Origin of the sequence: Kitasatospora sp. NPDC056273 (genome assembly GCF_042268845.1) — a bacterium.
Lineage (GTDB): Bacteria > Actinomycetota > Actinomycetes > Streptomycetales > Streptomycetaceae > Kitasatospora.
The window spans coordinates 63,095-85,023 of sequence record NZ_JBHJSJ010000020.1 but is presented as its reverse complement, the minus strand read 5'-3'; the positions used below and the strand labels follow the sequence as shown (position 1 = coordinate 85,023).

Annotated in this window: 20 protein-coding genes and 1 pseudogene; 12 read left to right on the top strand and 9 right to left on the bottom strand. The window is 73.6% G+C overall.

What is annotated here, in order from left to right; all coding sequences use genetic code 11:
• The first annotated feature begins 192 nt into the window (after window positions 1-192).
• Entirely contained in the window at window positions 193-567 is a 375-nt protein-coding gene (locus ACFCY1_RS19825) for a transglycosylase SLT domain-containing protein (RefSeq protein WP_241853055.1), read from the top strand.
• A gap of 240 nt (window positions 568-807) precedes the next feature.
• Here the strand turns inward: ACFCY1_RS19825 and ACFCY1_RS19820 are convergent, their stop codons facing one another.
• Window positions 808-1,266, bottom strand: a complete 459-nt coding sequence (locus ACFCY1_RS19820; protein ID WP_049659345.1) for an HD domain-containing protein — start codon at window positions 1,264-1,266, stop codon at window positions 808-810.
• Window positions 1,267-1,537: 271 nt separating this feature from the next.
• Here ACFCY1_RS19820 and ACFCY1_RS19815 point away from each other — a divergent pair, with 271 nt between their 5' ends.
• The gene (locus ACFCY1_RS19815) at window positions 1,538-2,464 is read left to right on the top strand and encodes an AEC family transporter (RefSeq protein ID WP_049659344.1); all 927 of its coding nucleotides are present in this window, start codon (window positions 1,538-1,540) and stop codon (window positions 2,462-2,464) included.
• 20 nt (window positions 2,465-2,484) lie between these two features.
• On the opposite strand, the gene ACFCY1_RS19810 is transcribed toward ACFCY1_RS19815, so the two are convergent.
• On the bottom strand, window positions 2,485-2,919 hold the full coding sequence (locus tag ACFCY1_RS19810) for a MarR family transcriptional regulator (protein WP_375875429.1): 435 nt from the start codon (window positions 2,917-2,919) through the stop codon (window positions 2,485-2,487).
• Window positions 2,920-3,105: 186 nt separating this feature from the next.
• Between ACFCY1_RS19810 and ACFCY1_RS19805 the strand changes: the two genes are divergently transcribed.
• Both ACFCY1_RS19805 and ACFCY1_RS19800 read left to right on the top strand, forming a co-directional pair.
• The gene (locus tag ACFCY1_RS19805) at window positions 3,106-3,975 is read left to right on the top strand and encodes an alpha/beta fold hydrolase (RefSeq protein ID WP_375875400.1); all 870 of its coding nucleotides are present in this window, start codon (window positions 3,106-3,108) and stop codon (window positions 3,973-3,975) included.
• 494 nt (window positions 3,976-4,469) lie between these two features.
• Window positions 4,470-4,861 (top strand): annotated as a pseudogene (locus ACFCY1_RS19800) (transposase); the annotation flags it as partial.
• A gap of 524 nt (window positions 4,862-5,385) precedes the next feature.
• Here ACFCY1_RS19800 and ACFCY1_RS19795 read toward each other — a convergent pair.
• On the bottom strand, window positions 5,386-6,105 hold the full coding sequence (locus tag ACFCY1_RS19795) for a DinB family protein (RefSeq protein ID WP_074004657.1): 720 nt from the start codon (window positions 6,103-6,105) through the stop codon (window positions 5,386-5,388).
• A gap of 222 nt (window positions 6,106-6,327) precedes the next feature.
• Between ACFCY1_RS19795 and ACFCY1_RS19790 the strand changes: the two genes are divergently transcribed.
• The gene (locus ACFCY1_RS19790) at window positions 6,328-7,308 is read left to right on the top strand and encodes a transposase (protein ID WP_375875399.1); all 981 of its coding nucleotides are present in this window, start codon (window positions 6,328-6,330) and stop codon (window positions 7,306-7,308) included.
• Window positions 7,309-7,965: 657 nt separating this feature from the next.
• The gene (locus tag ACFCY1_RS19785) at window positions 7,966-8,739 is read left to right on the top strand and encodes a hypothetical protein (protein ID WP_375875398.1); all 774 of its coding nucleotides are present in this window, start codon (window positions 7,966-7,968) and stop codon (window positions 8,737-8,739) included.
• A gap of 167 nt (window positions 8,740-8,906) precedes the next feature.
• Here the strand turns inward: ACFCY1_RS19785 and ACFCY1_RS19780 are convergent, their stop codons facing one another.
• Window positions 8,907-9,170, bottom strand: coding sequence for a dsRBD fold-containing protein (locus tag ACFCY1_RS19780; RefSeq protein WP_049655929.1), 264 nt, complete (start codon window positions 9,168-9,170; stop codon window positions 8,907-8,909).
• 268 nt (window positions 9,171-9,438) lie between these two features.
• Here ACFCY1_RS19780 and ACFCY1_RS19775 point away from each other — a divergent pair, with 268 nt between their 5' ends.
• Window positions 9,439-10,425: a DMT family transporter gene (locus ACFCY1_RS19775; RefSeq protein ID WP_375875397.1), complete on the top strand. Its 987-nt coding sequence runs from the start codon at window positions 9,439-9,441 to the stop codon at window positions 10,423-10,425.
• Window positions 10,426-10,431: 6 nt separating this feature from the next.
• A complete protein-coding gene (locus tag ACFCY1_RS19770) occupies window positions 10,432-11,103 on the top strand; it encodes a DUF6629 family protein (RefSeq protein WP_375875396.1) in 672 nt (223 codons plus the stop codon).
• 18 nt (window positions 11,104-11,121) lie between these two features.
• Here ACFCY1_RS19770 and ACFCY1_RS19765 read toward each other — a convergent pair whose 3' ends face one another.
• Window positions 11,122-12,579 carry an MFS transporter gene (locus ACFCY1_RS19765; protein ID WP_375875395.1) on the bottom strand — a complete coding sequence of 486 codons (1,458 nt, stop codon included), beginning with the start codon at window positions 12,577-12,579 and terminating at the stop codon, window positions 11,122-11,124.
• A complete protein-coding gene (locus ACFCY1_RS19760; protein WP_074004491.1) occupies window positions 12,576-13,199 on the bottom strand; it encodes a transcriptional regulator in 624 nt (207 codons plus the stop codon). The genes ACFCY1_RS19765 and ACFCY1_RS19760 overlap by 4 nt, the downstream gene beginning before the upstream one ends.
• 292 nt (window positions 13,200-13,491) lie before the next feature.
• On the opposite strand from ACFCY1_RS19760, the gene ACFCY1_RS19755 reads away from it, so the two are divergent.
• Window positions 13,492-14,205, top strand: a complete 714-nt coding sequence (locus ACFCY1_RS19755; RefSeq protein WP_117492352.1) for a sensor histidine kinase KdpD — start codon at window positions 13,492-13,494, stop codon at window positions 14,203-14,205.
• Between the two features lie 58 nt (window positions 14,206-14,263).
• Window positions 14,264-15,994, top strand: a complete 1,731-nt coding sequence (gene polX, locus ACFCY1_RS19750) for a DNA polymerase/3'-5' exonuclease PolX (protein WP_375875394.1) — start codon at window positions 14,264-14,266, stop codon at window positions 15,992-15,994.
• Window positions 15,995-16,046: 52 nt separating this feature from the next.
• On the opposite strand, the gene ACFCY1_RS19745 is transcribed toward polX, so the two are convergent.
• On the bottom strand, window positions 16,047-16,925 hold the full coding sequence (locus tag ACFCY1_RS19745; protein WP_375875393.1) for a carbohydrate kinase family protein: 879 nt from the start codon (window positions 16,923-16,925) through the stop codon (window positions 16,047-16,049).
• A 3-nt stretch (window positions 16,926-16,928) separates the two neighbouring features.
• Window positions 16,929-17,930, bottom strand: coding sequence for a pseudouridine-5'-phosphate glycosidase (locus tag ACFCY1_RS19740; protein WP_063780274.1), 1,002 nt, complete (start codon window positions 17,928-17,930; stop codon window positions 16,929-16,931).
• Between the two features lie 138 nt (window positions 17,931-18,068).
• Here ACFCY1_RS19740 and ACFCY1_RS19735 point away from each other — a divergent pair, with 138 nt between their 5' ends.
• Both ACFCY1_RS19735 and ACFCY1_RS19730 read left to right on the top strand, forming a co-directional pair.
• On the top strand, window positions 18,069-18,971 hold the full coding sequence (locus ACFCY1_RS19735) for a LysR family transcriptional regulator (RefSeq protein WP_375875392.1): 903 nt from the start codon (window positions 18,069-18,071) through the stop codon (window positions 18,969-18,971).
• Between the two features lie 217 nt (window positions 18,972-19,188).
• Window positions 19,189-20,853 carry a peptide-N4-asparagine amidase gene (locus tag ACFCY1_RS19730; RefSeq protein WP_375875391.1) on the top strand — a complete coding sequence of 555 codons (1,665 nt, stop codon included), beginning with the start codon at window positions 19,189-19,191 and terminating at the stop codon, window positions 20,851-20,853.
• 342 nt (window positions 20,854-21,195) lie between these two features.
• Here ACFCY1_RS19730 and ACFCY1_RS19725 read toward each other — a convergent pair whose 3' ends face one another.
• Complete coding sequence (locus ACFCY1_RS19725) at window positions 21,196-21,888, bottom strand: response regulator transcription factor (RefSeq protein ID WP_304414272.1); 693 nt, start codon at window positions 21,886-21,888, stop codon at window positions 21,196-21,198.
• Window positions 21,889-21,929 lie beyond the last annotated feature (41 nt).

The window sequence follows — 21,929 nt, the reverse complement described above, 5'->3', positions numbered from 1 at the left end:
GGGGCCGATGCCGTCTGCCAACAATGGCTCAGTCGTCAGCCGCACCGGCACCTGTCCCGCCGGTGAACGGCTTGCTGCCGGGTCACGACCCCGCGACCGTTACGGCCCCTGTCCGGCCGAGGTCCGCGGCGGGGAGTGACCCGGCCCAACCCGATTGAGGTCCTGCTCTTTATGCCCGCTTTCAAGCTCCGTATGCGCACTTCCGCCGCGATCCTCGCCGGCGCCGCCGGTCTGACCGCCCTGGGCGCGGGTGTCCTGCCCGCCACCGCGAACGCCGCCACCGCCTCCCCGCAGGCCATCGCCGCCCAGATCGTCCCGGCCAACCAGCTGGCTTCCTTCAGCCAGATCATCGCCCACGAGTCGAGCTGGAACGTGTCCGCGACCAACGCGAGCTCCGGCGCGTACGGCCTGGCCCAGGCGCTGCCGGGCTCCAAGATGGCCTCGGCGGGCTCGGACTGGAAGACCAACCCGGCCACCCAGATCAAGTGGGCGCTGGACTACATGAACACCCGCTACGGCAGCCCGAACGCCGCCTGGAACTTCTGGCAGGCCAACCACTGGTACTAAGCCGACCCCATCGGCCCACCAGCCTCCGACCGTCACCTGACCACTCCCCCTCACCCCGGGGGTCGGACAGGGACCACCGGGGTGCCCGAGAGGGCCCGGACCCGCGCGATCCGCGTGGTCCGGGCCCTCTTGTGGTTCTCCGACGCCCGTGGGCGGCGGGCTCTCGGGCCCCGGCTCCTTGGGCCCCGGTTCCTTGGCCCCCGGCTCGGGGACTACAGCTCGTGGACTACAGCTCGCGGACTACAGCTCGCCGGTGAGTCCGAGCAGCTCGCGCATCCGCGCGTACTTGGCGGCCAGTCGCTCGGCGGTCGCCGGGTCCAGCACGGCGAGGCGGGCCGGATCGGAGTTGTGCGCCAGGTCCGCGCGCTTGACCAGCAGCGCGCCCGGCGTGGCCAGGATGCGAGCCGTGTACTCCTCGACCGGCTCGTCCCGGCGCCGGGTGAGCGCGTCCACGATCGCCTTGGTCTCCTCCGGCAGCGCGGCCCCGGCCAGCCACTCCCGGCTCAGCCGGTCGTCCTCGACGGTGTCGTGCAGCCAGCCCGCCGCGACCTGCGCCGCGCTGCCGCCGCGCGCCGCCGTCCCGTGGGCGACCGCCGCGATGTGCTCGCCGTACGGGTGGCCGTTCTTGTCCACCTGCCCCCGGTGGGCCCGGCGCGCGATCGCCTCCACCTCGGACAGGCTCAGGTACTGGTCCTCCATCGGCTCATCGTAGGCCCGGGCGGTCGGCGTCGCTCCTGGCGGTCGGCCGCGTTCCTTGGCAGTCGACCTCGTGCCTGGCCCGCCGATCCCGCCGACGGCCCGCCCCGGCTGGCGTGCCCGCGACAGACCCGTTGATCACCTCGCCGACGGCCACTGGTTTACTGCCCCGGGGGTTCATGGGCTTCGGGGGGGTCACCGCGCTCGGGAGTCGGCGCCCCCGACGGGAGACCCCCGTCGCACCGGCAGATCCGCCCGAGCGATCCGAGGAACCATGCCAGCCCTGCACCCCCTGCTGTCCGCCTTCGCGCCGATCTGGGCGCTCACCGGCGTCGGCTACGTCGTCGGCCGCACTGGGCTGCTCGGGCCGCAGGCCGAGACGGTGCTCAACCGGTTCGTCTTCCACGTGGCGATGCCGGCCGCGCTGTTCCTGATGATCGCCCGCACCCCGCTGGACCGCTTCGCCAACGCCTCGATGCTCGCCTTCACGGCGGGCACGGTGGTCACGATCGGCCTCGGTCTGCTCGTCGGGCGGCTGCTGTTCCACCGCAAGCCCGGCGAACTGGCCGTCGGCGCGATGGCCTCCGGCTACGTCAACTCGGCCAACCTCGGCATCCCGGTGACCATGCAGGTCCTCGGCGACGCCTCCTTCGTGGCGCCCGTGGTGCTGTTCCAAATCCTGGTGGTCACCCCCGCCGTCCTGGCCGTCCTGGACGGCGGCGCGGCCGGGCGGCGGGCGCTGCTCACCCTGCCCGTCCGCAATCCGATCCTGCTGGCCACCGCCCTGGGCGCCCTCGCCTCGGCGACCGGCGTGCACCTGCCCGCCGAGCTGAATCGTTCCTGCGAACTGCTCGGCGGCGCCGGCGTCCCGACCGCGCTGATCACCCTCGGCATATCGCTGCACAACCGCCCGCCGGCGGAGGGCCGTCCGCGCCGCACCGAGGTCGGGCTGACCGTCGCGCTCAAGACCCTGGTCCAGCCGCTGGTGGCCCTCGCCGTGGCCGGCCCGCTGCTCCACCTGCCCGCGCACCAACTGCTCACCGTGGTGCTGTTCTCCGCGCTGCCCACCGCCCAGAACGTGTACACCTACGCCCGCGAGTACCGGCAGGGCATTGCCCTCGCGCGGGACGCGGTGCTCTGGTCGACGCTGGTGTCGATGGCGACGCTGTCGGTGATCAGCTGGACTCTCGGCCCCGCGTAGCCCCGGCCCTCCCTGGACGCTCAGTTCTCCCGGGCGGCCGCCACCACCCCGGTCATCGCCGTCAGGAAGCGTCGGGCCGTGTCCAGCTCCGCTGGCTCGAACTGCCGCATCGCCGCGACCAGATCGCCGATCAACCCGCCGAAGAAGCCCTCCCCCAGCTCCATCGCCCGCTCCTCCACCAGCAGCCGCACCCGGCGCCGGTCCCGCGGGTCCCGCTCGCGCCGGATCAGCCCGAGCCGCTCCAGCCGGTCCACCAGGCCGGTGGTGCCCGCCGAGTTCAGCCCCAGCGCCTCGCCGAGCCGGCCCGGGGTGACCACCTCCCCGACCCTGGCCGCGTCCAGCAGGTGGATCAGCGCCCGCAGATCGGTCGGATGCAGACCGTTGCGGGCCGCGAACTCGGCGCCGAACAGGTCGAGTTCGACCGTCAGGCCACGCAGCAGGTGCACCAGCCGCATCGGGTCGGCAACCTCGGACACCCTGTCGTCCTTCCTCGGGGAGGGCATGTGCGACTATTCTCTCGCTCAGCGAGATACTTGTTCAGCACGATACGTGTTCAGCGTAATACTCGTTCACCACGACACTTGCCCGGCGAGTGGTCCAGCCGACTCGGCCGCCATCACACCACACCCGCGGAGGCCCTCATGTCCGCCCGCACCGCCCCTTTCCTCGCCGCCTACGACGCCCTGCTCGCCCGCTGGCCCGTCCCGGTCGAAGCGCTCACCGTCCGCACCGCCCACGGCACCACCCGGATCAACGCCTGCGGCCCCGCCGACGGCCGCCCGCTCGTCCTGCTCCACGGCGGCGGCGCCACCTCCACCCTGTGGTTCGCCAACGCCGGCGCCCTGGCCGAAGCAGGACACCGCGTCCTCGCCGTCGACCTCATCGGCGACCCGGGCCGCAGCGTCCACGACGGCGCCGCCCTCGACGGCGTCCCCGGCCTGCTCGGCTGGCTGGACGCCGTCCTCGACGGACTCGGCGTCCAACAGGCCGACCTCTGCGGCCACTCCTACGGCGGCTGGATCGCCCTGGAGTACGCCCTGCACGCCCCCACCCGGGTCGGCCGGCTCGCCCTGCTCGACCCCACCCAGTGCTTCGCCGGCTTCCGCCCCGGCTACCTGCTGCGCGCCCTCCCTCTCTTCCTCCCCCACCGCACCCCGGCCCGCGCCCGCGCCTACCTCGACTGGGAAACCGGCACCACCCCCGGCCCCGACCCCGCCTGGCGCGAGCTCTACGCCCTCGGCTACGCCGACTTCCCCGCCTCCCCCGTCGTCACCGGCCCCCGCCCCACCCCCGAACGCCTCCGCACCCTCACCACCCCCGTCCTCACCCTCCTCGCCGCCCACAGCCGCACCCACGACCCCCACGCCGTCGCCCGAACCGCCCGCCACACCCTCCCCCGAGCCGAAGTCGCCATCATCCCGGCCACCTCCCACCACAACCTCCCCATGGCCGCCCCCCACGACCTCAACCCCCGCCTCACCACCTTCCTCACCCCCACCCACCACCCCTGACCACGTACCCCCGCAGCATGAGAAGTCGGCCCATCCGACTTCTCACGTCCCCCCACTCAGTCACACCAGGAGGCACGGCCCGGATCCGCCACCGCATGCCGCCTATCAGTCTCCGCCGCGTCCACGCCTGCGGTCGGCCCGGCTTGATGCCCTGTGGCAGCAACGGTTCAAACCACGTCAACTGACTGTTCGTCAGATCTCCATGTCCCACGGAGCGTGATCGTTTCACCGCCGAGATCCACTTTCGCGACAAGCCCTCGCGCACCCGCCAGCCAGGCAGCAGGCGCTTCACAGGCGGCCGGTCGGGACAGGGAGGCGATCAGTCCGGGCGGAGCTCTTGCAGGCCTTGCGCTTGCCCCGGCCGTCGTCCCACCGGGACTGTTCGCCGGGTTTGCAGCAGATCAGGGTGACGATCGAGACCCGTCGACGGGAGCGGACATCACTCCATCTCCCGCTCCACTTAAGCAAACTGCCACTCACTCAGCCCGGGAAGCGAGCGACTGCGGCCGGGCAGTAAGCACCACCTGATCACCGACGCCAACGGTATCCCGCTCTCCGCCCCCTGACCGGCGGGAACCGCAATGACGTCACCCAGCTCATTCCACTGCTTCAGGCACTGCCGTCCGTTCGCGGCAAGCGCGGCCGGCTCCGGCGCCGGCCCGACGCCGTGCTCGGCGACCGCGACTACGACCACGACAAGTACCGCCGCCTGGCCTGGAACCTCGGCGTGAAGCCGCTCATCGCCCGCCGAGGCACCGAGCACGGCTCCGGACTCGGCACTCAACACTGGGTTGTGGAAAGCGCCTTCGCCCACCTGCACTGGTTCCGACACCTGCGCATCCGCTGGGAGATCCGCGATGACATCCACGAGGCCTTCCTGAGCCTGGGTTCCATCGGGCGCCGCATTCGCCTGCACCCATGCCGGGTTCAACCGCTGGTTGAGGCCGAGCTCGCATGCCTGCTCCTCCAGCCTGACCAGCGAGGTCGTATCGAGGACCTTCAACTCCCGAGGCACCGGCTCATCCGAGTTCATCGCCCCCATGCTGCCCGATGGCACCCCAGCGACTGGAACCGACCATCGAAGATCATTTCGTTAGGAGTTCTTACTCCTGGATGGTGGACCGACGCCGCGCACGTATCGCACGACGAGGGCGTACCCGCGGATCGACGGCTCTCAGCCTCTGCAGCGAGGCGGGTTCAACCTGAGCTTGTTCCTTATGGTGCGGCTCGGTTTCGCTAGCGGGGCGGGTGTGAGCGGACCGGTCCGGTCCGGTCGCGTTCGATCAGCGTGGCGGGGCGTTTGACGGTCTTGCCCACGTCGCAGCGGGGGGCTTGGTCCGGTTCGGGACGCCGGGCGGCCGGCCTGGGCCCGGGCGGGTCGGCTTGGGTGCACGTTGTCTGTAGTCGGCCCTACTCGGCGTCCTGTGCCTCGATCAGGTCGAGGTCGCGAACGCAGAAGGTGTGGTGCTCGAAGGTCTCCTTGAGCACCGTGCCGAGGCACTGCCGCACCAAGCGGCCCCGGGCGTACGGCGGCCAGACATCGTCGTCGGGAACCGGCGCTCGCGCTGCGAGCTGCACGGCGGTGACCTCATCGAGCCAGGCCTCAAGCTCGGCGGCCTGCGCGTCACGCACGCTCACGATCTCGTCGAGGGCCGGATCGAGCGAGAGGTCAAGCCCGTGCGCTCCACGGTAGGGCTCGACGGTCGGCCCAATGCCCATCGGCGTGAACAGCTCCGTCGAGCCCAGGCAGCAGCGGCGGAACCACGAGTCGTGGACGAAGACCAGGTGGCGCATCGTCTGCACCGCCGACCACTCGTCGTTCACGCTGCGGCGCTCGATGCCGGGCGTACGGCGGATTCGCTCGATCGTGGCGGCCCAGCCGGCATGGAGCTGACGCGATGCCTCGCGCAGATCGTCAGGGTCCTCGGAGCGGATCAGCACCCGCACCGGATGACGCCGGTCGAGCTCTGCCTCGACGTACTCGGTGACCTCGACACCGTTCACTACGAGGTTGGTGACGTGCCCGTCGATCACGGCATCCTGCATGACGACGCCGATCAGGCGCGCCCCGGTCAGATCGCACTCGCGGAACTCCGCACTGTGCAGATCCTCGTCGATATATCGCGTCATGCTCCGCATAGTAGGTCCGAGCACCGACAAGCCGGCCTCCCCGGTTTGATTTAGCTTGTTCCTTGGCATCGGGCCCTGATTGCGCTCGTCGATGGCTCACTCGTTCGGGTGATCGGCGGACATGGGGACGGCCCGGTCGTGATCCTGACTCTGCGAGGAGATCGAGGAATCGACGACGGGGCCGTGCCGATGAGTGTGCTCCGACTTGCCACCCGGCGAGACATGTTCGTGGAACTGTCACTCTTCCGGGAGGACTACTACGCCAGCCTGTCCGCGCGGGCGGACGCGTTCTTTGAGCCGACCGACACGCTGCTGTGCTCGGATGCGCCCACCCGTACGCCGGTGGAGCTGTCACTGACCGCCGAGCACCACCGCGGCTACGGCTCCCTGTACGGCGCGCTCGACCACGGCCGTCTGGACACCGAGCTGCTGCGGGACCTGCTGGCCGAGCTGCCACTGCCCCGCTTCGCGGGCCGGATCGTGCTCACCGTGGACGTCTCGCCGTGGCTGCGCTCCGACGCCGCCTGCTCGCCCGAGCGGCTGTTCTGCCTGGTCCACGGCCGCGCTGGCCAGGCGTCCAACCACGTGGTGCCGGGCTGGCCCTACTCGTTCGTCACCGCGCTCACCCCGGACCGGACCTCGTGGACGCAGGTCCTGGACGTGGTCCGCCTCGGCCCGAGCGACGATGCTGCGCTGGTGACCGCCGCCCAGCTGCGGCAGGTGGTCCGGCGCCTGGTCGCCGCGGGTCAGTGGCGCGACGGCGACCCGGACATCGTGATCGTGATGGACACGGGCTACGACCCGATGCGCCTCGCGTACGTGCTGCGGGACCTGCCCGTCGAGGTCGTCGGCCGCCTGCGCTCGGACCGCGTCCTGCGACTGGCGAAGCCCGCCTACGTCTACGACCCGAAGGGCGGGGCCCCCGAAGCGCGGGCCCCGCTTCCCACTCGCCGACCCCGCCGCCTGGCCCGAACCCACGCTGACCACCAGGAACGACACCCCGCGCTACGGCAAGGCCGAGACGACGGCGTGGGACCGGGTCCACCCCTACCTCACCCACCGCTCCGCCTGGATCGGCGACGACGGCGAACTCCCGCTGGTCGAGGGCACCCTGATCCGGCTGAAGGTCGACCACTTGCCCGGCGACCGCGACGCGCCACCGGTCTGGCTGTGGTCCTCCAAGACGGGCGCCACCGCCGATGACGTCGACTTCATCTGGTCGAGCTACCTGCGCAGATTCGACCCGGAGCACACCTGCCGCCTGTTCAAGCAGACCCTCGGCTGGGCCCGACCCAGGCTCCGCTCCCCGGAGGCCGCGGACCGCTGGACCTGGCTCGTGATCGTCGCCCACACCCAGCTCCGCCTCGCCGCCCCACTCGCCGCCGACCAGCGCCGCCCTTGGGAGAAGACCAGCCGCCCCGGCGTCGCGCTGACGCCGACCCGCGTCCGCCGGGGGTTCCGGAACATCCGACCCCCACCTGCCCAGTCCGGCCCGTGCGCCCAAACCCAGCACGCCCGGCCCCGGCCGGCCACCCGGCATCCCGAACCGGACGAAGGCCACCCCCTGCGACGTAGGCAGAACCGTCAAGCTCCCCGCCACGCTGATCGAACGCGACCGAACCGGACCACAGCGATCAGCGCCCCGGTGAGCACGCCCCCACCCCGTTGGTCAAGGATCAACCTGAGTAACGGCGCAGGAAGTCGGCCAGGCGGCAGGATGTGGGACCCCGTTCCGGAAGGGGGCCGGGAGTAGGGACCGGATACAGCTGGCCGGCGTCGTTGGTGGGGGGGTTAGGCCACGAGGTGCAGGGGTGGGTGTCGGAGGTGTGGGGGTGCGGGGGGCGTGCGTAGCGTTGCCGGATGACCGAAGGGACGCGGGGCGGCGGCGCGGCGCAGGTGAGTGCGGCTCATGTGATGGCGCCGGCGGTGGTGTTCGCCATTCCGGTGCTGAAGCTGGCGTGGACGCTCGGGGGTGGGGACGCGGCCCGGGACGCGCTGCTGGCGATGGGGCCGGCGAACTGGGTGGACGTCGTCATCGGGATGTTCTTCGCCGAGCCGGTGCTGGCGGTCGTGCTGGCGGCGGTGCTCTCCTACATCGGCTACGCCTACCGGGCCGCTCACGGCGGGGCCGCCCGGCGCCAGGGGCGGGCCCTGGCGGAGACGGCGGCGCGGGCGGCGATCCTGCCGGGGGCGCTCGGGGTGGTGGTCGGGGCGTTCAACGGGCTGTGGTGGGGTGTGGCCGCGGGCGTCCTGGGCTACCTGTTGCGGCTCGGCGTGGTGGCCGAGTACCGGACGGGCGCGCGCTCGGCCGACACCGGCCGGCGCACCGGCCGGACCGCCGTGGCCTTCGGGCCCCGGGCCGTCGAGGCGGTACGGGTCGCGGCGCTGCTGCTCTCCCTGGTGGTGCTTCCGGTGCTCTCGGTCGTCGCCGCCCTCGACGGCCGGTCCTGGACGAGCGTGTTGATGTGCGACGTCGACACCGGCGCCGGCCCGCAGCGCGCCCGGCTGGTCGAGCTGGACCGTCAGGCTCCGGGTGTCGTCGGCTGGGACGTTCCCGCCCACGAGGTGGTCAGCGGCACCAACTGCGCCACCGACCCGGACGACGTCCTCCGAGACCCGTGGTGGCGCCGGTAGGGCCGACGACCGGACAGGCCGGTCCGGTGATGGCCCTCCTCCCTCCGAGGCCATGGCGTACCTTCGCTGGAACGCGCCTCCGTGGACGCCGTCCACGTCGAGCGCACGCCTACAGGACTGCCCGAGGCCGCTGCGGTCCGGGACGGGAGGGTGGCGCCGGTGGGGGCTCAGTAGATCAGGTAGCCCGGGCGGTGCCCTTCGTCGTCGATCTCCCCGGTCGCCTGGGCCCGCAGCTTGCGGGACAGTTCCTCCAGGGCGCGGGAGGCCGCGACCTCCTCGCCGATCCTGGCGAGCGGACGGTCGTCCGCGCTCTTCACGGACTCGCCGTGCGCGCTCAGGCCGGGCGCCCTGGCGCCGGTCAGCCTGGCGTCACACGCCGTGTGCACGCCGTCTTCCTCGAACCTCAGCTCCACGTCCCACTGGTTGTGCATGCCACACCTCCTGGCGGCGGCCCCCGTCGCGCCTGTCCGGACCGGCACGGACGGTGGCCCGTGGCGGCCGCTCACACCAGCGTGCGCCTGCCCTGCCGATGGCGGCAAGCGCTGCCGGAGGGCCTGGTGGCCCGCCCCGCCGCGGGCGTGTCGTGCGATCGGCCCGGGCACCGGCCCGGCGGTAGGCTGACGGGAGCGGCCGCGACGCCCGACCCACCTCTCGGACTCGTCGGCGCGGCGCGGGCAGCGACAACCTGGTGGTCCCTCCGTGGCGGTCTTCCTCCTCGCTCTCAGCGCGGCCTGCTGTCTGGGGCTCGGCTTCGTCCTCCAGCAGCACGCGGCTCAGCAAGCCCCGCGCTCCGATCTGCTGCGCTGGCGGCTGCTGCTGGACCTGATGCGGATGCCGCAGTGGCTGCTCGGCACCGGGTTCATGGTCAGCGGGCTGATCCTCTCGGCGTTCGCGCTCAACCAGGGCGAGGTGTCGCTGGTCGAGCCGCTGCTGGCCACCAATCTGATCTTCGCGATGGCGCTGGCCCGGGTGCTGACCCGTCAGACCCTGGGCCGTTCCGGCTGGGCCGGGGTGGCGCTGCTGGCCCTCGGGGTGACGGCCTTCATCGTGGCCGGGCGGCCGACCGGCGGGGGGCCGCCCGCCGGGGAGCTGCGGCACTGGCTGGTGGTGGGCACCGTGGTCGGGCTGGTGGTGCTGCTGGTCTCGCTGGCCCGTCGGCTGCCGCTGTTCGAGGAGGCGACCCTGCTGGCGCTCGCCGCCGGGCTGCTCTACGGCCTCCAGGACGCGCTGACCCGGACCACCACCCAGCGCCTCGACCACGAGGGCCTGGCCGCGGTGCTGCGCAGCTGGCAGCCGTACGCGGTGGTGGTGGCGGGGGTGGTCGGGCTGCTGCTGGTGCAGAGCGCCTTCGAGGCCGCGCCGCTGCGGATGTCCCTGCCGGCGCTGACCGCCGCCCAGCCGCTGGCCGGGATCGCCTGCGCGGTGGGTTTCCTCGGTGACCGGTTGCGGGTGACCCCGGGGGCGTTGGCGTGGCAGTCGGTCGGGCTGTTGGCGATCGTGATCGGGGTGATCGTGATCGGCCGCCATCCGGCGATGCCCGGGACCGCACGCGACACCCTGGAGAGCATCGGGGCGCCACCGGAGGACGAACCCGGGGACGAAGCCGGGGACGAACCGGAGGACAAGGCCGGGGACGGAGCGGAGCAGGGGCCCGAGGGGGACGACCGCCCCGGGAGCACCGGCTAGGCCGCGATGTGCTGGAGCGCGCAGGCGGACGCCGTGGCCGGTGGGCTGGTCGCGGTCACGGGCGTGGCGTGTGTGGTCCGTGCCCGTCGGGCCGGCCGTCCCGAGCGTTTGCCGCTCGCCGCGCTCCCCCTGGTGCTGGGTGTGCACCAGCTGATCGAGGCGCTGGTCTGGCTCGGTACGGACGGCGGGCTGCCGGACGGCCTCGCCGGAGCGGCCCGCACCGCCTGGGCGGTGGTCGCCCTGCCGCTGCTGCCCGTCCTGGTCCCGGCCGCCGTGTGGTGCGCCGCCGTCGGACCGCGCCGACGGGTGCTCGCCGCGCTCACCCTGCTCGGTGCGGCGGTCGCCGTCCCGCTGGCCGTGGCCGTCGGCTCCCATCCGGTGACGGCCGCCGTGCACGGCCACACCCTGGGCTACGCGGTCGGCATCCCGTACCCGGCCCTCCTGCTGGCCGGTTACCTCCTCGCCACCGTCGGCTCCCTCCTGGTGAGCGGCGACCGCCTGCTCCGCCGTCTCGGTCTCGTCACCGGTGCGGGCGCCGTCGTCTGCGCCCTGCTCTGGCACCTCGCCTTCGTCTCCACCTGGTGCGCCCTCGCCGCCCTGGCCAGCCTGTTGCTGCTCCACTGGGCGGGGCACCGCCCGGCGGATGAGCCCGGCCCGGTCACCGGTCGGGCCCGCTAGCCACGCCCGGGGGGCGGCTTACGCGCTGCGCGCCGGTTCCGGCTCGACGGCCGCGTCGGCCGCGTCGGCCGCGTCGCCCGCGTCGCCCGCGTCGCCCACACCGCTCGCGCCGGCCACGCTGTCCGCTCGGCCCGAGCGGCCACGGAGGCGGTCCATCTCCCGCCACTCGGGGCGCAGCCCGGCCAGTGTGGTGGTCGCGAAGTACAGGGCGCCGGCCGCGATCAGGCTGGGTATGAGGCCGACCGTGGCGACCGCCGCACCGGCGACCAGGCCGCCGAGCGGGATGCCGGCCCAGGCGAGGGAGTCGCCGAGGGCGTGGACGCGGCCCAGCAGGTGGCGGGGCACCCGCTCGAAGAGCACCGCGCCGAGGATCGGGTTGAGGAAGCCGGAGCCGAAGCCGCCGATCGCGAAGACCGTGATCACCAGCCACATCGGCGCGCCGAGGGCGAGCACCAGGAAGCGCGGTGCGCCGCACAGCAGGAAGCCGGTGAAGAAGACCGTCCGGCGGGGCAGCCGGGAGGCGACGGCCGCCGCTATCAGGCTGCCGACGACCGCGGTGGCACCCATGGAGGCGGCCAGCAGGCCGATGGCGGCCGGTCCGTTGCCGGACTCCCGCGCCCAGACCGGGACGAGGACGGTGATGAACCCGGCATCGATCAGGTTGGTGATGCCGATCATCACGATCACGGTGAGCAGCAGCGGCTCCGAGCGCAGGAACGTGAAGCCCTCGCGGAACATCCGCCAGTAGCCCGCGGGCTGCTCCTCCCCGGACGCGTCAACGGCCGGATCGGCGGACGGATCGGCGGACGCGGCAACGGCCGGATCCGCGGCCGTGGCGGGCACCGCCGGGCGCCCCATGCCGCGCGGGAGCGCGACCGCGATGATCAGCGAGCCGAGCGCGAAGGTGACCGCGTTGATCGCCAGCCCGGCCAGCGGGCCCATCAGGGCGACCAGCCCGCCGCCGACCGCCGGCCCGATGGTGGAGGCCAGCCGCTCGGTGACACCCGACAGCCCGGTGGCGCGCTCCATCGGCACCCGGGCGTGGTCGGCCGCCTCCGGGACCATGACGGACTTGGCCAAGTCCCCCGGGCCGCGCATCGCCCCGATCACCGCGACCATCACCAGCAGCACCCAGAACGGGAGCAGCCCCTGCGCGTGCAGCAGCGGGACCAGCCCGGCCGCGACGGCGCTGACCGCGTCCGTCGTCCAGGACACCACGCGCGGCCCGAGCCGGTCGACTAACGGGCCCGTCAGCGCCTTGACCGCCACGTACGGCGCCATCTCGGCGAACGCGACGAGGCCCGTCATGGTGGCGCTGCCCGTGGTGGCCAGGACGAACCAGGGCAGGGCGATGGCCGAGACGCGCGTGCCCGTCACGGAGACGGCCATGGCCGTCAGCACCCCGGCCAGCGGGCGGAAGCTGCGCCCCGGCGCGTCGGTGGCGGTAGCAGCGGTGGCGGCGGTGCCGGTGGTCATGCGGTCTCCCCCTCGCTTGCGGTGGCGGTGGCGGTCGCGTCCGGCAGGAGGTGGACGACGACGGCCACCTGCTCGGTGCCCTCCGGCGCGGGCCCGCCGTGGTCGATCTGCCGGTAGCGCCGGACCACCTCGAACAGCTCGCCGGACAACCGCTCGGCCTCGGCGGGCGTGAGCTGCAGGACCCGGTCACTGAGGTCCGTCACCCGGCGCCACTCGCGCGGCATGGTCTCGAAGGCGTCCAGCGTGCGCTGGGCGGTCTGGGTGTGCGCGGCCAGGACGGACCGCAGGAAGCCGGCGGCCGTGTCGAGCTCGTCGTCCGCCATGTCGTCCACCGTCCAGACGGTGAGCGGGTGGGCCGAACGCCACCACCGCTCGCGGGCGTTGCCGCGCTCCTCGTCCTCCTCGACGAAGCCCGCGGCGGCGAGCTGGCGCAGGTGGTAGCTGGTGGCTCCGGAGTTGAGCCCCAGCTGCTCGGCGAGCCTCGTCGCCGTGGACGGGCCGTGCTTGCGCAGGAGCCCGACCAACTGCATCCGCACGGGATGCGCCATCGCCCGCATGTTCTTGGCGGTGATGGCGATGTGCGGGTCGTCGCTGTGCTTCCAGCCGCGTTCTTCGGTCATGGCAGGAGACTAGAACCCCAAAGAGTTCTTTGCAAAGGGTTTTTTGCGAAAGACCTTTTGCGAAGAAGTCCTTGCGGTTACTCGATCCGCAGTAGGCCACGCCTCCGGGCCCCGCCGGTCGGCGGGTGCCCGGCCGGCCGCTCGGCGGGGGCCCCGGAGCGGACCGCGACCCGGAGCGGGATTGTCACCCGGGCGGCCGAGGCGCACGCTGGCAGGAAGGGCCCGGAAGCCGGCCCACCCCGGTCGGCCGCGGATTCGATGACGGCCGCCGGGGAGCACGAGGGGCAGGGCGATGGCACGCGGGAGGCTCTGGGGCTACGTCGCGACGGGAGCCAAGGCGCTCGGCGCGCTCGGCGGCACCGTCGGCGCGGTCGGCACCGGGCGCCGGGGCGGGTCCGGGCGCGTGGGCGCGGCGGCGCCGGCCGGGGCCGAGGAGGGCCCCGGCCCGTACTCGCCCGGCGCGATGGCCGCGCCCAGGGCGCTCGACCGCACCGAGCTGGAGCGGCTGCGGTGGACCGGCCGGCAGGCCGGCTGCGAACCGATGGCCCGGCACGTCCAGGTGGCCGACGTGGTCCGCCGGGTGGTGCGCGGCGGCGGGCGGGCGGCGGCCGTCACGGTCCGGGTGGCCCCCGGGCTCCCGGTGGTGGCCGGGGACGCCCGCCGGCTGGAGGCCGTCCTCGCCGGGCTGGTCGACCACGCGATCCGGCGCAGCCCGCTGGGCGGCCGGGTTCTGGTCCGGGCCGACGTGGCGGGCGGCGCGTCCGCGCTGCGGGCGCCCGGACGGACGGCGGCGACCCGCGCCCGGGTGGAGGTCCGGGTCTCCGACCGGGGCGCCTACGAGCCGCCCGAGGCACGCGAGCGGCTGATCGCGGGCGTGCGGGCGGACGGCCCGGTCGGGCCCGCCCTGCACCGCCTGGTGGTGGCCGCGGGCGGCCGGCTCGCGGTGGAGCCCACCCCCGGCGGCGGGCTGACCATGGTCCTGCTGCTGACCGTCGCGTACGACTGACGGAGTACACGAGGAAGTACACCCGGCGCCCCCGCCCCACCGACCCTAGACTTGCCCCATGCCCCGGCTCAACGACCAGGTCAGGGAGCTGCTCCAGGAGTACGCCGACCTGATCAACATCACCGGCGGGGACGCCTTCCGGGCCCGCGCCTACGAGAAGGCCGCCCGCGCGGTCGGCGGCCACCCCGAGGACCTGGCCGGCCTGGACGTCAAGGGCCTGCAGCAGATCCCCGGCGTCGGCAGGTCCACCGCCGAGAAGATCGCCGGGTACCTCGCCACCGGGACCATCCCCGCCCTGGAGGCGCTGCGCGCCGAGGTCCCGTCCGGCGTACGGGAGATGACGGCCGTCCCCGGGGTCGGGCCCAAGCGCGCCCTGGCCCTCTACCGCGACCTCGGGATCGCCTCGGTGGACGAACTCGCCGCGGCCGCCCGGGCCGAGCGGCTCGCCGACCTGCCCGGCTTCGGCGAGCGCAGCGGCGAGCGGATCCTGCACGGCATCGAGCTGATGCGGCAGTCCGGCGGCCGCACCCTGCTGGACACCGCCACCGAGCTGGCCGAGCAGCTGGTCGGCGCGCTCTCCGCCGTCCCCGGCTGCACCCGCTGCGCGTACGCGGGCTCGCTGCGCCGGATGCGCGAGACGGTGGGCGACATCGACGTGCTCGCGGCCGCGGCGGACTCCGCCCCGCTGATGGCCGCGCTCACCGAACTCCCCTACGTCGCCGAGGTGATCGGCAGCGGCGGCACCAAGACCTCGGTCCGTACCACCCAGGGCGTACAGGTGGACCTGCGGGTCCTCCCGGAGGAGGACTGGGGAGCGGCGCTGGTCTACTTCACCGGCTCGAAGGCGCACAACATCCGGCTGCGCACGATGGCCGTCCGGGCCGGGCTGAAGCTCTCCGAGTACGGGCTGTTCGAGGTGGACGGCGGCGCCAAGGTGGTCTCGGAGACCGAGGAGGAGGTCTACGCGGCGCTCGGCCTGCCGTGGATCCCGCCGCCGCTGCGCGAGGACCGGGGCGAGATCGAGGCCGCGCTGGAAGGTGGACTCCCGGACCTGGTCCAGGAGTCCGACCTGCGCGGCGACCTGCACACCCACACCGACCTGACCGACGGGCTCGCCACCCTGGAGGAGATGGTCGACACCGCCGCCGCCCGCGGCTACTCCTACTTCGCCGTCACCGACCACGCCCCGGACCTGGTGATGCAGCGGATGACGGACGAGAAGATGCTCGCCCAGCGCGAGCAGCTGCGGCAACTCGCCGACCGGCACAAGAAGTTGCGCCTGCTGCACGGCACCGAGCTGAACATCGGCCCGGACGGCGGGGTGGACTGGCCACCGGAGTTCCTGGCCGGCTTCGACGTCTGCGTGGCCTCCGTGCACTCGCACTTCGCCCTGGACCGGGCCGCCCAGACCCGTCGGCTGATCCGCGCCTGCGAGAACCCGTACGTGCACGTCATCGGACACCTCACCACCCGCCGGATCGGCCGGCGCGGACCGATCGACGTCGACCTGGACGCGGTGTTCGAGGCCGCCGCGCGCACCGGCACCGCGATCGAGATCAACAGCTCCCCGCAGCGGCTCGACCTGCGCGACGAGGACGTCCTGCGGGCGAGGCGGCACGGCGTGCGGTTCGCGATCGACAGCGACGCGCACGCCACCGGCCAGCTCGGCTACCCGCGCTACGGCATCGGCACGGCGCAGCGCGGCTGGCTCACCGCCGAGGACGTGGTCAACACCTGGACCTGGCAGAAGCTGAAGCACTTCCTCCGCAAGGACGCGGTGCCCAGGTAACCCCGGGCAGGCCCGCCGCCGACGGGCCCGCCGAAGGGCACCCGCCGAACCGTCACTCCCCGCCGAAGGAGGCCCCGGGCGAGGCCAGCACCCGGGCCGCGCTGCGGTGCCCGAGGCCGGCCGCGCGCCCGAGGTCCCCGGTGTCCAGGAAGCCGGCCAGGAACCCCGCCGCGAAGGCGTCCCCGGCCCCGGTGAGGTCGCGCACCTCCGCCACCGGCGGCACCGGCACCATGACCAGCGGCTCGCCCGGGACGTCGACGGCGGTCGCCTCGGCGCCCGCCTTGGTGACCACCGTGGTGGCCGCCAGCCGGGCCCGCTCCGGCCCCGGCAGGCCGCCGACCAGCAGTCCGAGGAACGCCGACTCGGAGCGGTTGGCGAACACGAAGGTCGGCGCCAGCCCGGCCAGCAGGACCAGGAAGCGCTCCCGGCCGAAGCGCTCCAGCATGCCGGTCGAGGAGGCGTCCACCGAGGTGGTGCCGCCCGCCCGCCGGACCCGGGCGAGCGCGTCCACCGCCGTACCGCCGACCGGCTCGCCGTCGAAGGAGTAGGCCGGCACGTGCAGGTGGGTCAGTCCGGCCAGCCAGGCGTCCGGGACCCGCTCCAGCAGCGTGGCGGCGCCCCGGTCGGGCAGCATGGTCCGCTCGCCGCCCTGGTCGATCAGCACCACGACGCTGCCGGTCCGGCCGCGCCGGGAGACCCGTACGTCGACGCCGTGGCCGGTCAGTTCGGCGACGACGCCGTCCCCGACCGCGTCCTCGCCGACGCAGCCGAGGAAGCGGGCCGGGTACTGCCCGGCGGCGAAGCAGGCGACGTTGGCCGCGCTGCCGCCGCGCCGCCGAAAGACCCGGGCGCCGGAGTCGGTGCCGTGCCGCAGCGGGCCGTCGGCCCAGACCACGATGTCCTCGACGAGGTCCCCGAGCACCCCCAGCACGGCTCAGGCCCCGGTCTCGACGGCGCCCGCCGAGGCCGCAGCACCCGCCGCAGCAGCACCGGAGGCACCGGAGGCACCACCGGCCAGCGCCGTCGCGATCTCCCCGCCGAGCCGGACGTTGCCCCGGTACACCTCGACGTTGACGTCCAGGCTGCGCCCGCCGGTGTCCCGCTGGATGAAGTCGAGCAGGAACGGCGTGGCGGCGTTCCCGGTGACGCCCTGCCGCTCGGCCTCGGCCCAGGCGCGGGCCAGGATGCCGTCCAGTTCCTCCGGCGGCAGCTGCTTGGCCGGGTCGACCGGGTTGGCGATCAGGACGGCCTGCGGCAGGCCGAGCCGGTCGCGGGCCTCGATCACCCCGGCGGCCTGCTCGGGCGACTCCACGCTGAAGTTGATCTCGTGGCCGGAGTCGGTGACGTAGAAGCCGGGGTACCTGCGGGTGCGGTAGCCGATGACCGGGATGTTGTACGTCTCGAAGCGTTCCAGGGTGGCCCGGATGTCGAGGATGGACTTCACGCCCGCGCTGACCACGGTGACCGGGGTGGCGGCCAGGGCGGTCAGGTCGGCCGACTCGTCGAAGCTCTCCGAGGCGCCGAAGTGCACGCCGCCGAGGCCGCCGGTGGAGAAGACCCGGATGCCGGCGCGGTGGGCGAGGAAGGCGGTGGCGGCGACGGTGGTGCCGCCGTGCCGGCCGAGCGCGGCGACCACCGGGAGGTCGCGCAGGCTCACCTTGTCCAGGCCGTCGGCGGCGGACAGTTCGGTGATCTGTCCGGTGCTCAGCCCGACCGTGGGCACCCCGGCGTGCACCCCGATCGTGGCGGGCACGACGCCCGCCGCCCGCAGCTGCCGCTCCGCCTCCAGCGCGACGGCCAGGTTGCGCGGCCGCGGCAGGCCGTGGGTGAAGATGGTCGACTCCAGGGCGACCACCGGCCGGCCGTCGGCGAGCGCCCGGGCGACCTCCTCGGAGACCTGGACGGCGGGAGCGGCGGGGGGAAGAAGTCCGGTCATGATGCGAACTCTCTGTGAGGCTGCCGCTGCGGTGGGGCAACGTGCTGCTCAGCGTATGGACGGTTCACATCGGAATCCAGAATGAGTACTGAGGTTTCTGATAGGCCATCACCTATTGGTTCGTCTACCCTGCCACCCATGGGTTTCACCTTGCGCCAGCTCCAGGTCTTCCTGACCGTCGCCGAGACGCTGCACTTCGGGCGGGCCGCCGAGCGGCTGCACATCTCGCAGCCGACGGTCAGTCAGGAAGTCGCCCGGCTGGAGCGGACCGTCGGCGTCGAGCTGTTCGACCGCAGCCGCCGCTCGGTCGCGCTGACCGAGGCCGGCGAGGTGATGGCCGCCGAGAGCACTCTGCTGCTCTGGCAGGCCGAGACGCTGCTGACCCGGGTGCGGCTGCACGAGGAGTCCCGGCTGGGCACCGCCCGGATCGTCGCCTCGCCGAGCGTGGTGAACCGCCTGCTGCCCGCCGTGGTCAGCCGGGCCGAGCAGGAGCTGCCCGCGCTCGACACCGCCGAACTGGCCGTGGACACCGGGCAGGTCTCCGCCACCCTGGCCGCCGAGCTGGCCGACATCGGGCTCGGCCGCTTCCTGGACGAGGTGGACGGCTACCGGCTGGAGCGGATCGCCGACGAACCAGTGCTGGTCGCGCTCGGCCGGGACCACCCACTGGCCCGCCGGAGCAGCCTGCGCCTGGCCGAACTGCGCGACCTGCCCCTGCTGTTGTGGCCGCGCGAGCAGCACCCCCGCTACTACGACCACGTGCTCGGCCTCTGCGCGGAGCACGGCGTGGACCCGCCGGTGCTGGTCAGCCCGCCCCGGATCGTCGGCTCCCGGCTCTACCTGCTCGCCCGCAACCGCGCCTTCTCGCTGGTGCCCGGCTCGATGACCGGCCACCTCACCGAGGACGTGGCCACCGTACGACTGGAGGGGCGGGCCGCGCTGCCGCTGGAGATGCAGTGGCGGACGGACGACCGGCGGCCCCGGCTGGCCTCGCTGCGGGACCTGATCCGCCAGGAGGCCGCGGAGTTGGAGGACCGTTGACCCGACGCACTCCGTGACCGACCCGACCCGACCCACTCCATGACCGGCGCGACCCGACCCACTCCCCGACCGACCCGACCCGACCCGACCCACCCGCCGGCCCGGATCCGGTCGGCGCGAATCCTTGACGCTGGCATGCCACCCCCGAAAGGATTCCCGGATCATCCGACCGGCCCGCGGCACCCGCCCGCGGGCCGCCCGACCCAGGGAACCCGCCTTGGCCCTGCGCCCGTTGCTCCGCCGCACCGCCGGTCTGATCGGCGCCGCCGTCCTCACCCTGGCCGGCACCCTCACCGCCGCCGCCCCGGCCCACGCCGACTTCGGCACCGACTACCACGACCCGGTCACCGCCACCAAGCCGCTCACCCGCCCCGACACCCGCTCCTGCACCGTCGAGGTGATGCACGAGCGCGAGTTCCGCAACGGGTACGGCAACCCGCCGGACACCCCGTACAACGCCACCCTCGCCCCGCCCGCCGACTGCGCCGGCCCCTGGTCCGCGGTGGTCATGGACCTCCACGGGCAGGTCGCCGGGCGGCAGTTCGACCGGATCTTCAGCGTCCGCGTCGGCGGCGTCCAGGTGCTGCTCTCCTCCACCCCGGAGCCGTCCAAGGACGGCATCGCCTGGAACGTCGAGCGCGACGTCACCCGCTACGCCCCGCTCTTCGCGGGCGGCCCGCAGGAGTTCTCCTTCGACCTCGCCAACGTCACCGACGCCACCTACACCGGCGTCTTCACGATCAGCGCGAAGCTGACCTTCTACACCGCGGACACGCACTGGCCGGCCGCCCGCTCCGCCGACCGGCTGCTCACCACCGGCCCGTTCGGGCTCACCCAGGCCGCCCCCGCCGCCGGGCGCGACCTCGTCTTCCCGCAGAACCTCGAACGCCTCACCGCCGAGGTCTACGCCCGGGGCGGCGGCGCCTGCGAGGAGTTCGCCTACGCCTCCGCACCGGACGCCTTCGCCGCCGCCAACCCCGGCAGCGGCATCTGCGGCAAGGGCCCGTTCCGCGAACTGCGGCTCACCGTGGACGGCCGGGTGGCCGGCGCGGTCTGGCCGTACCCGGTGATCTACACCGGCGGCTGGGACCCGCTGCTCTGGCGGCCCGTGCCCGGCGTCTTCGCCTTCGACCTGCCCGCCTACCGGCTCGACCTCACCCCGTACGTCGGACTGCTGCTGGACGGCCGGCCGCACAGCGTGGGCGTCACCGTGAACACCGCCGAGGCGCAGAGCAACGACGTCTGGACCGGCCAGGTCAACCTCTTCGCCGAGACCGACCACGGCGCCGCTCGCACCACCGGACAGCTCACCGACCACCGGGTCGCCCCGGAGGCCACCGTCGCCACCGACCTCGCCGACCACGGCGGCGGCAGCGGCGACTGGACGGTCACCGCCGCCCGCGACGACCTCGCCCGGGGCTGGGTGCAGACCTCGCACGGCCGGATCACCACCGAGGTCCGCGACGAGCTCGCGTTCCGCTCCGCCCAGCGGCTGCGCGACGGCGGCAACGACGTGACGCTGCACAACGGCACCGACCTCACCCGCACCACCGCGACCTGGGGTGGCGGCCCGCACCGCACCACCACCGTGCACGAGGGCGAACCGCTGGACGTCAGCTACCGGGTGAGCCGCGACGCGGCCGGGAACACCGACCAGACCACCGCCATGGAGCTCGGCTACCACCGCGAGGCCACCGCGGCGACCGGCGGCCACGTCACCGAGCGCTCCACCGTCGACCACACCCTGCGCCCCACCGCCCGGCGGCACGACGGGGACCGCACCGTCCGGACCGGCGGCAGCACGGAGGAGTACCGCAGCACCGGGCCCGACGGGCCGTACCAGCGGACGCTGACCTTCGTGGACGGCTGGCCGCGCCCCTGACGGAGGTCTCGTCGCCCGCCAGCCCCGTCAGCCGATCCACCCCGGATTGCCCGAGTTGCGAAAATTGGTTGGATTCATACCGTTCACCCCTGGTGCACAGCCCGCAGGAGGCGCATGATGGGAGATGGACCTGCGAGGTAGCTGAAGGAGTTCGACCGCAGGAGGCAGTGGCGACGGATCGAGACGGATCAGGGTCCGACGCTGGATGACTACCTCGGTCGACGATCGAACTACCGGCCGGAGGACTCACGTCCGGAGGCCACCCCCACCTCGTAGGTTCCGCGCGTCCACGGAGCATCCCCTCGGCCCCGTGGGCGCGCACCCGTCTCCGCGGCACCGCCGCTACCGCTCCTGCGCCGCCCAGCCCATCTCCCAGGCGTGCACCGCGATCCCGACCCGGTTCGCCACCCCGAGCTTGCGCTGGATGCTGGCGACGTGGGTCTTCACCGTCCCCGGCGAGATGAACAGCTCCGCGGCGATGTCCGCGTTGGTGCGGCCCGCCGCGACGTGCCCGGCGATCTCCACCTCCCGCTCGGTCAGCGGCACCACAAGCGCGGGCCGCCGCCGCTCCGGGCGGCGCGGCGCCGTCACGTGCCGCAGCAGCCGGACGGTGACCGACGGGCTGATCAGGCTCTCCCCGTCCGCCGCCGCCCGCACCGCCTCGGCCAGCAGGGACGGGCCGGAACGCTTCAGCAGGAAGCCGGACGCCCCGTGCCGCAGGGCCGGGTACACGTACTCGTCCAGGTCGAAGGTGGTCAGCACCACGACCCGCACCGGCTCCGCCACCCCCGGCCCGGCCAGCCGCCGGGTCAGCTCCAGTCCGTCCATCCGCGGCATCCGGATGTCCACCAGCGCGACGTCCGGCCGCAGTTCGGCCGCCAGCTCCAGTGCGGCGAGCCCGTCCGCCGCCTCGCCCACCACCTCGATGTCCGGCTGGGCCGTCAGGATCCGCCGCACACCGCGCCGTACGGCCTCCTGGTCGTCCGCGATCAGGGTGCGGATCACCCGCGGGCCGTCGCCGTTCGTCCTCGTCACGCCCAGCAGTGTGACGCACGGGTGACGGACGGGAAAGTTCA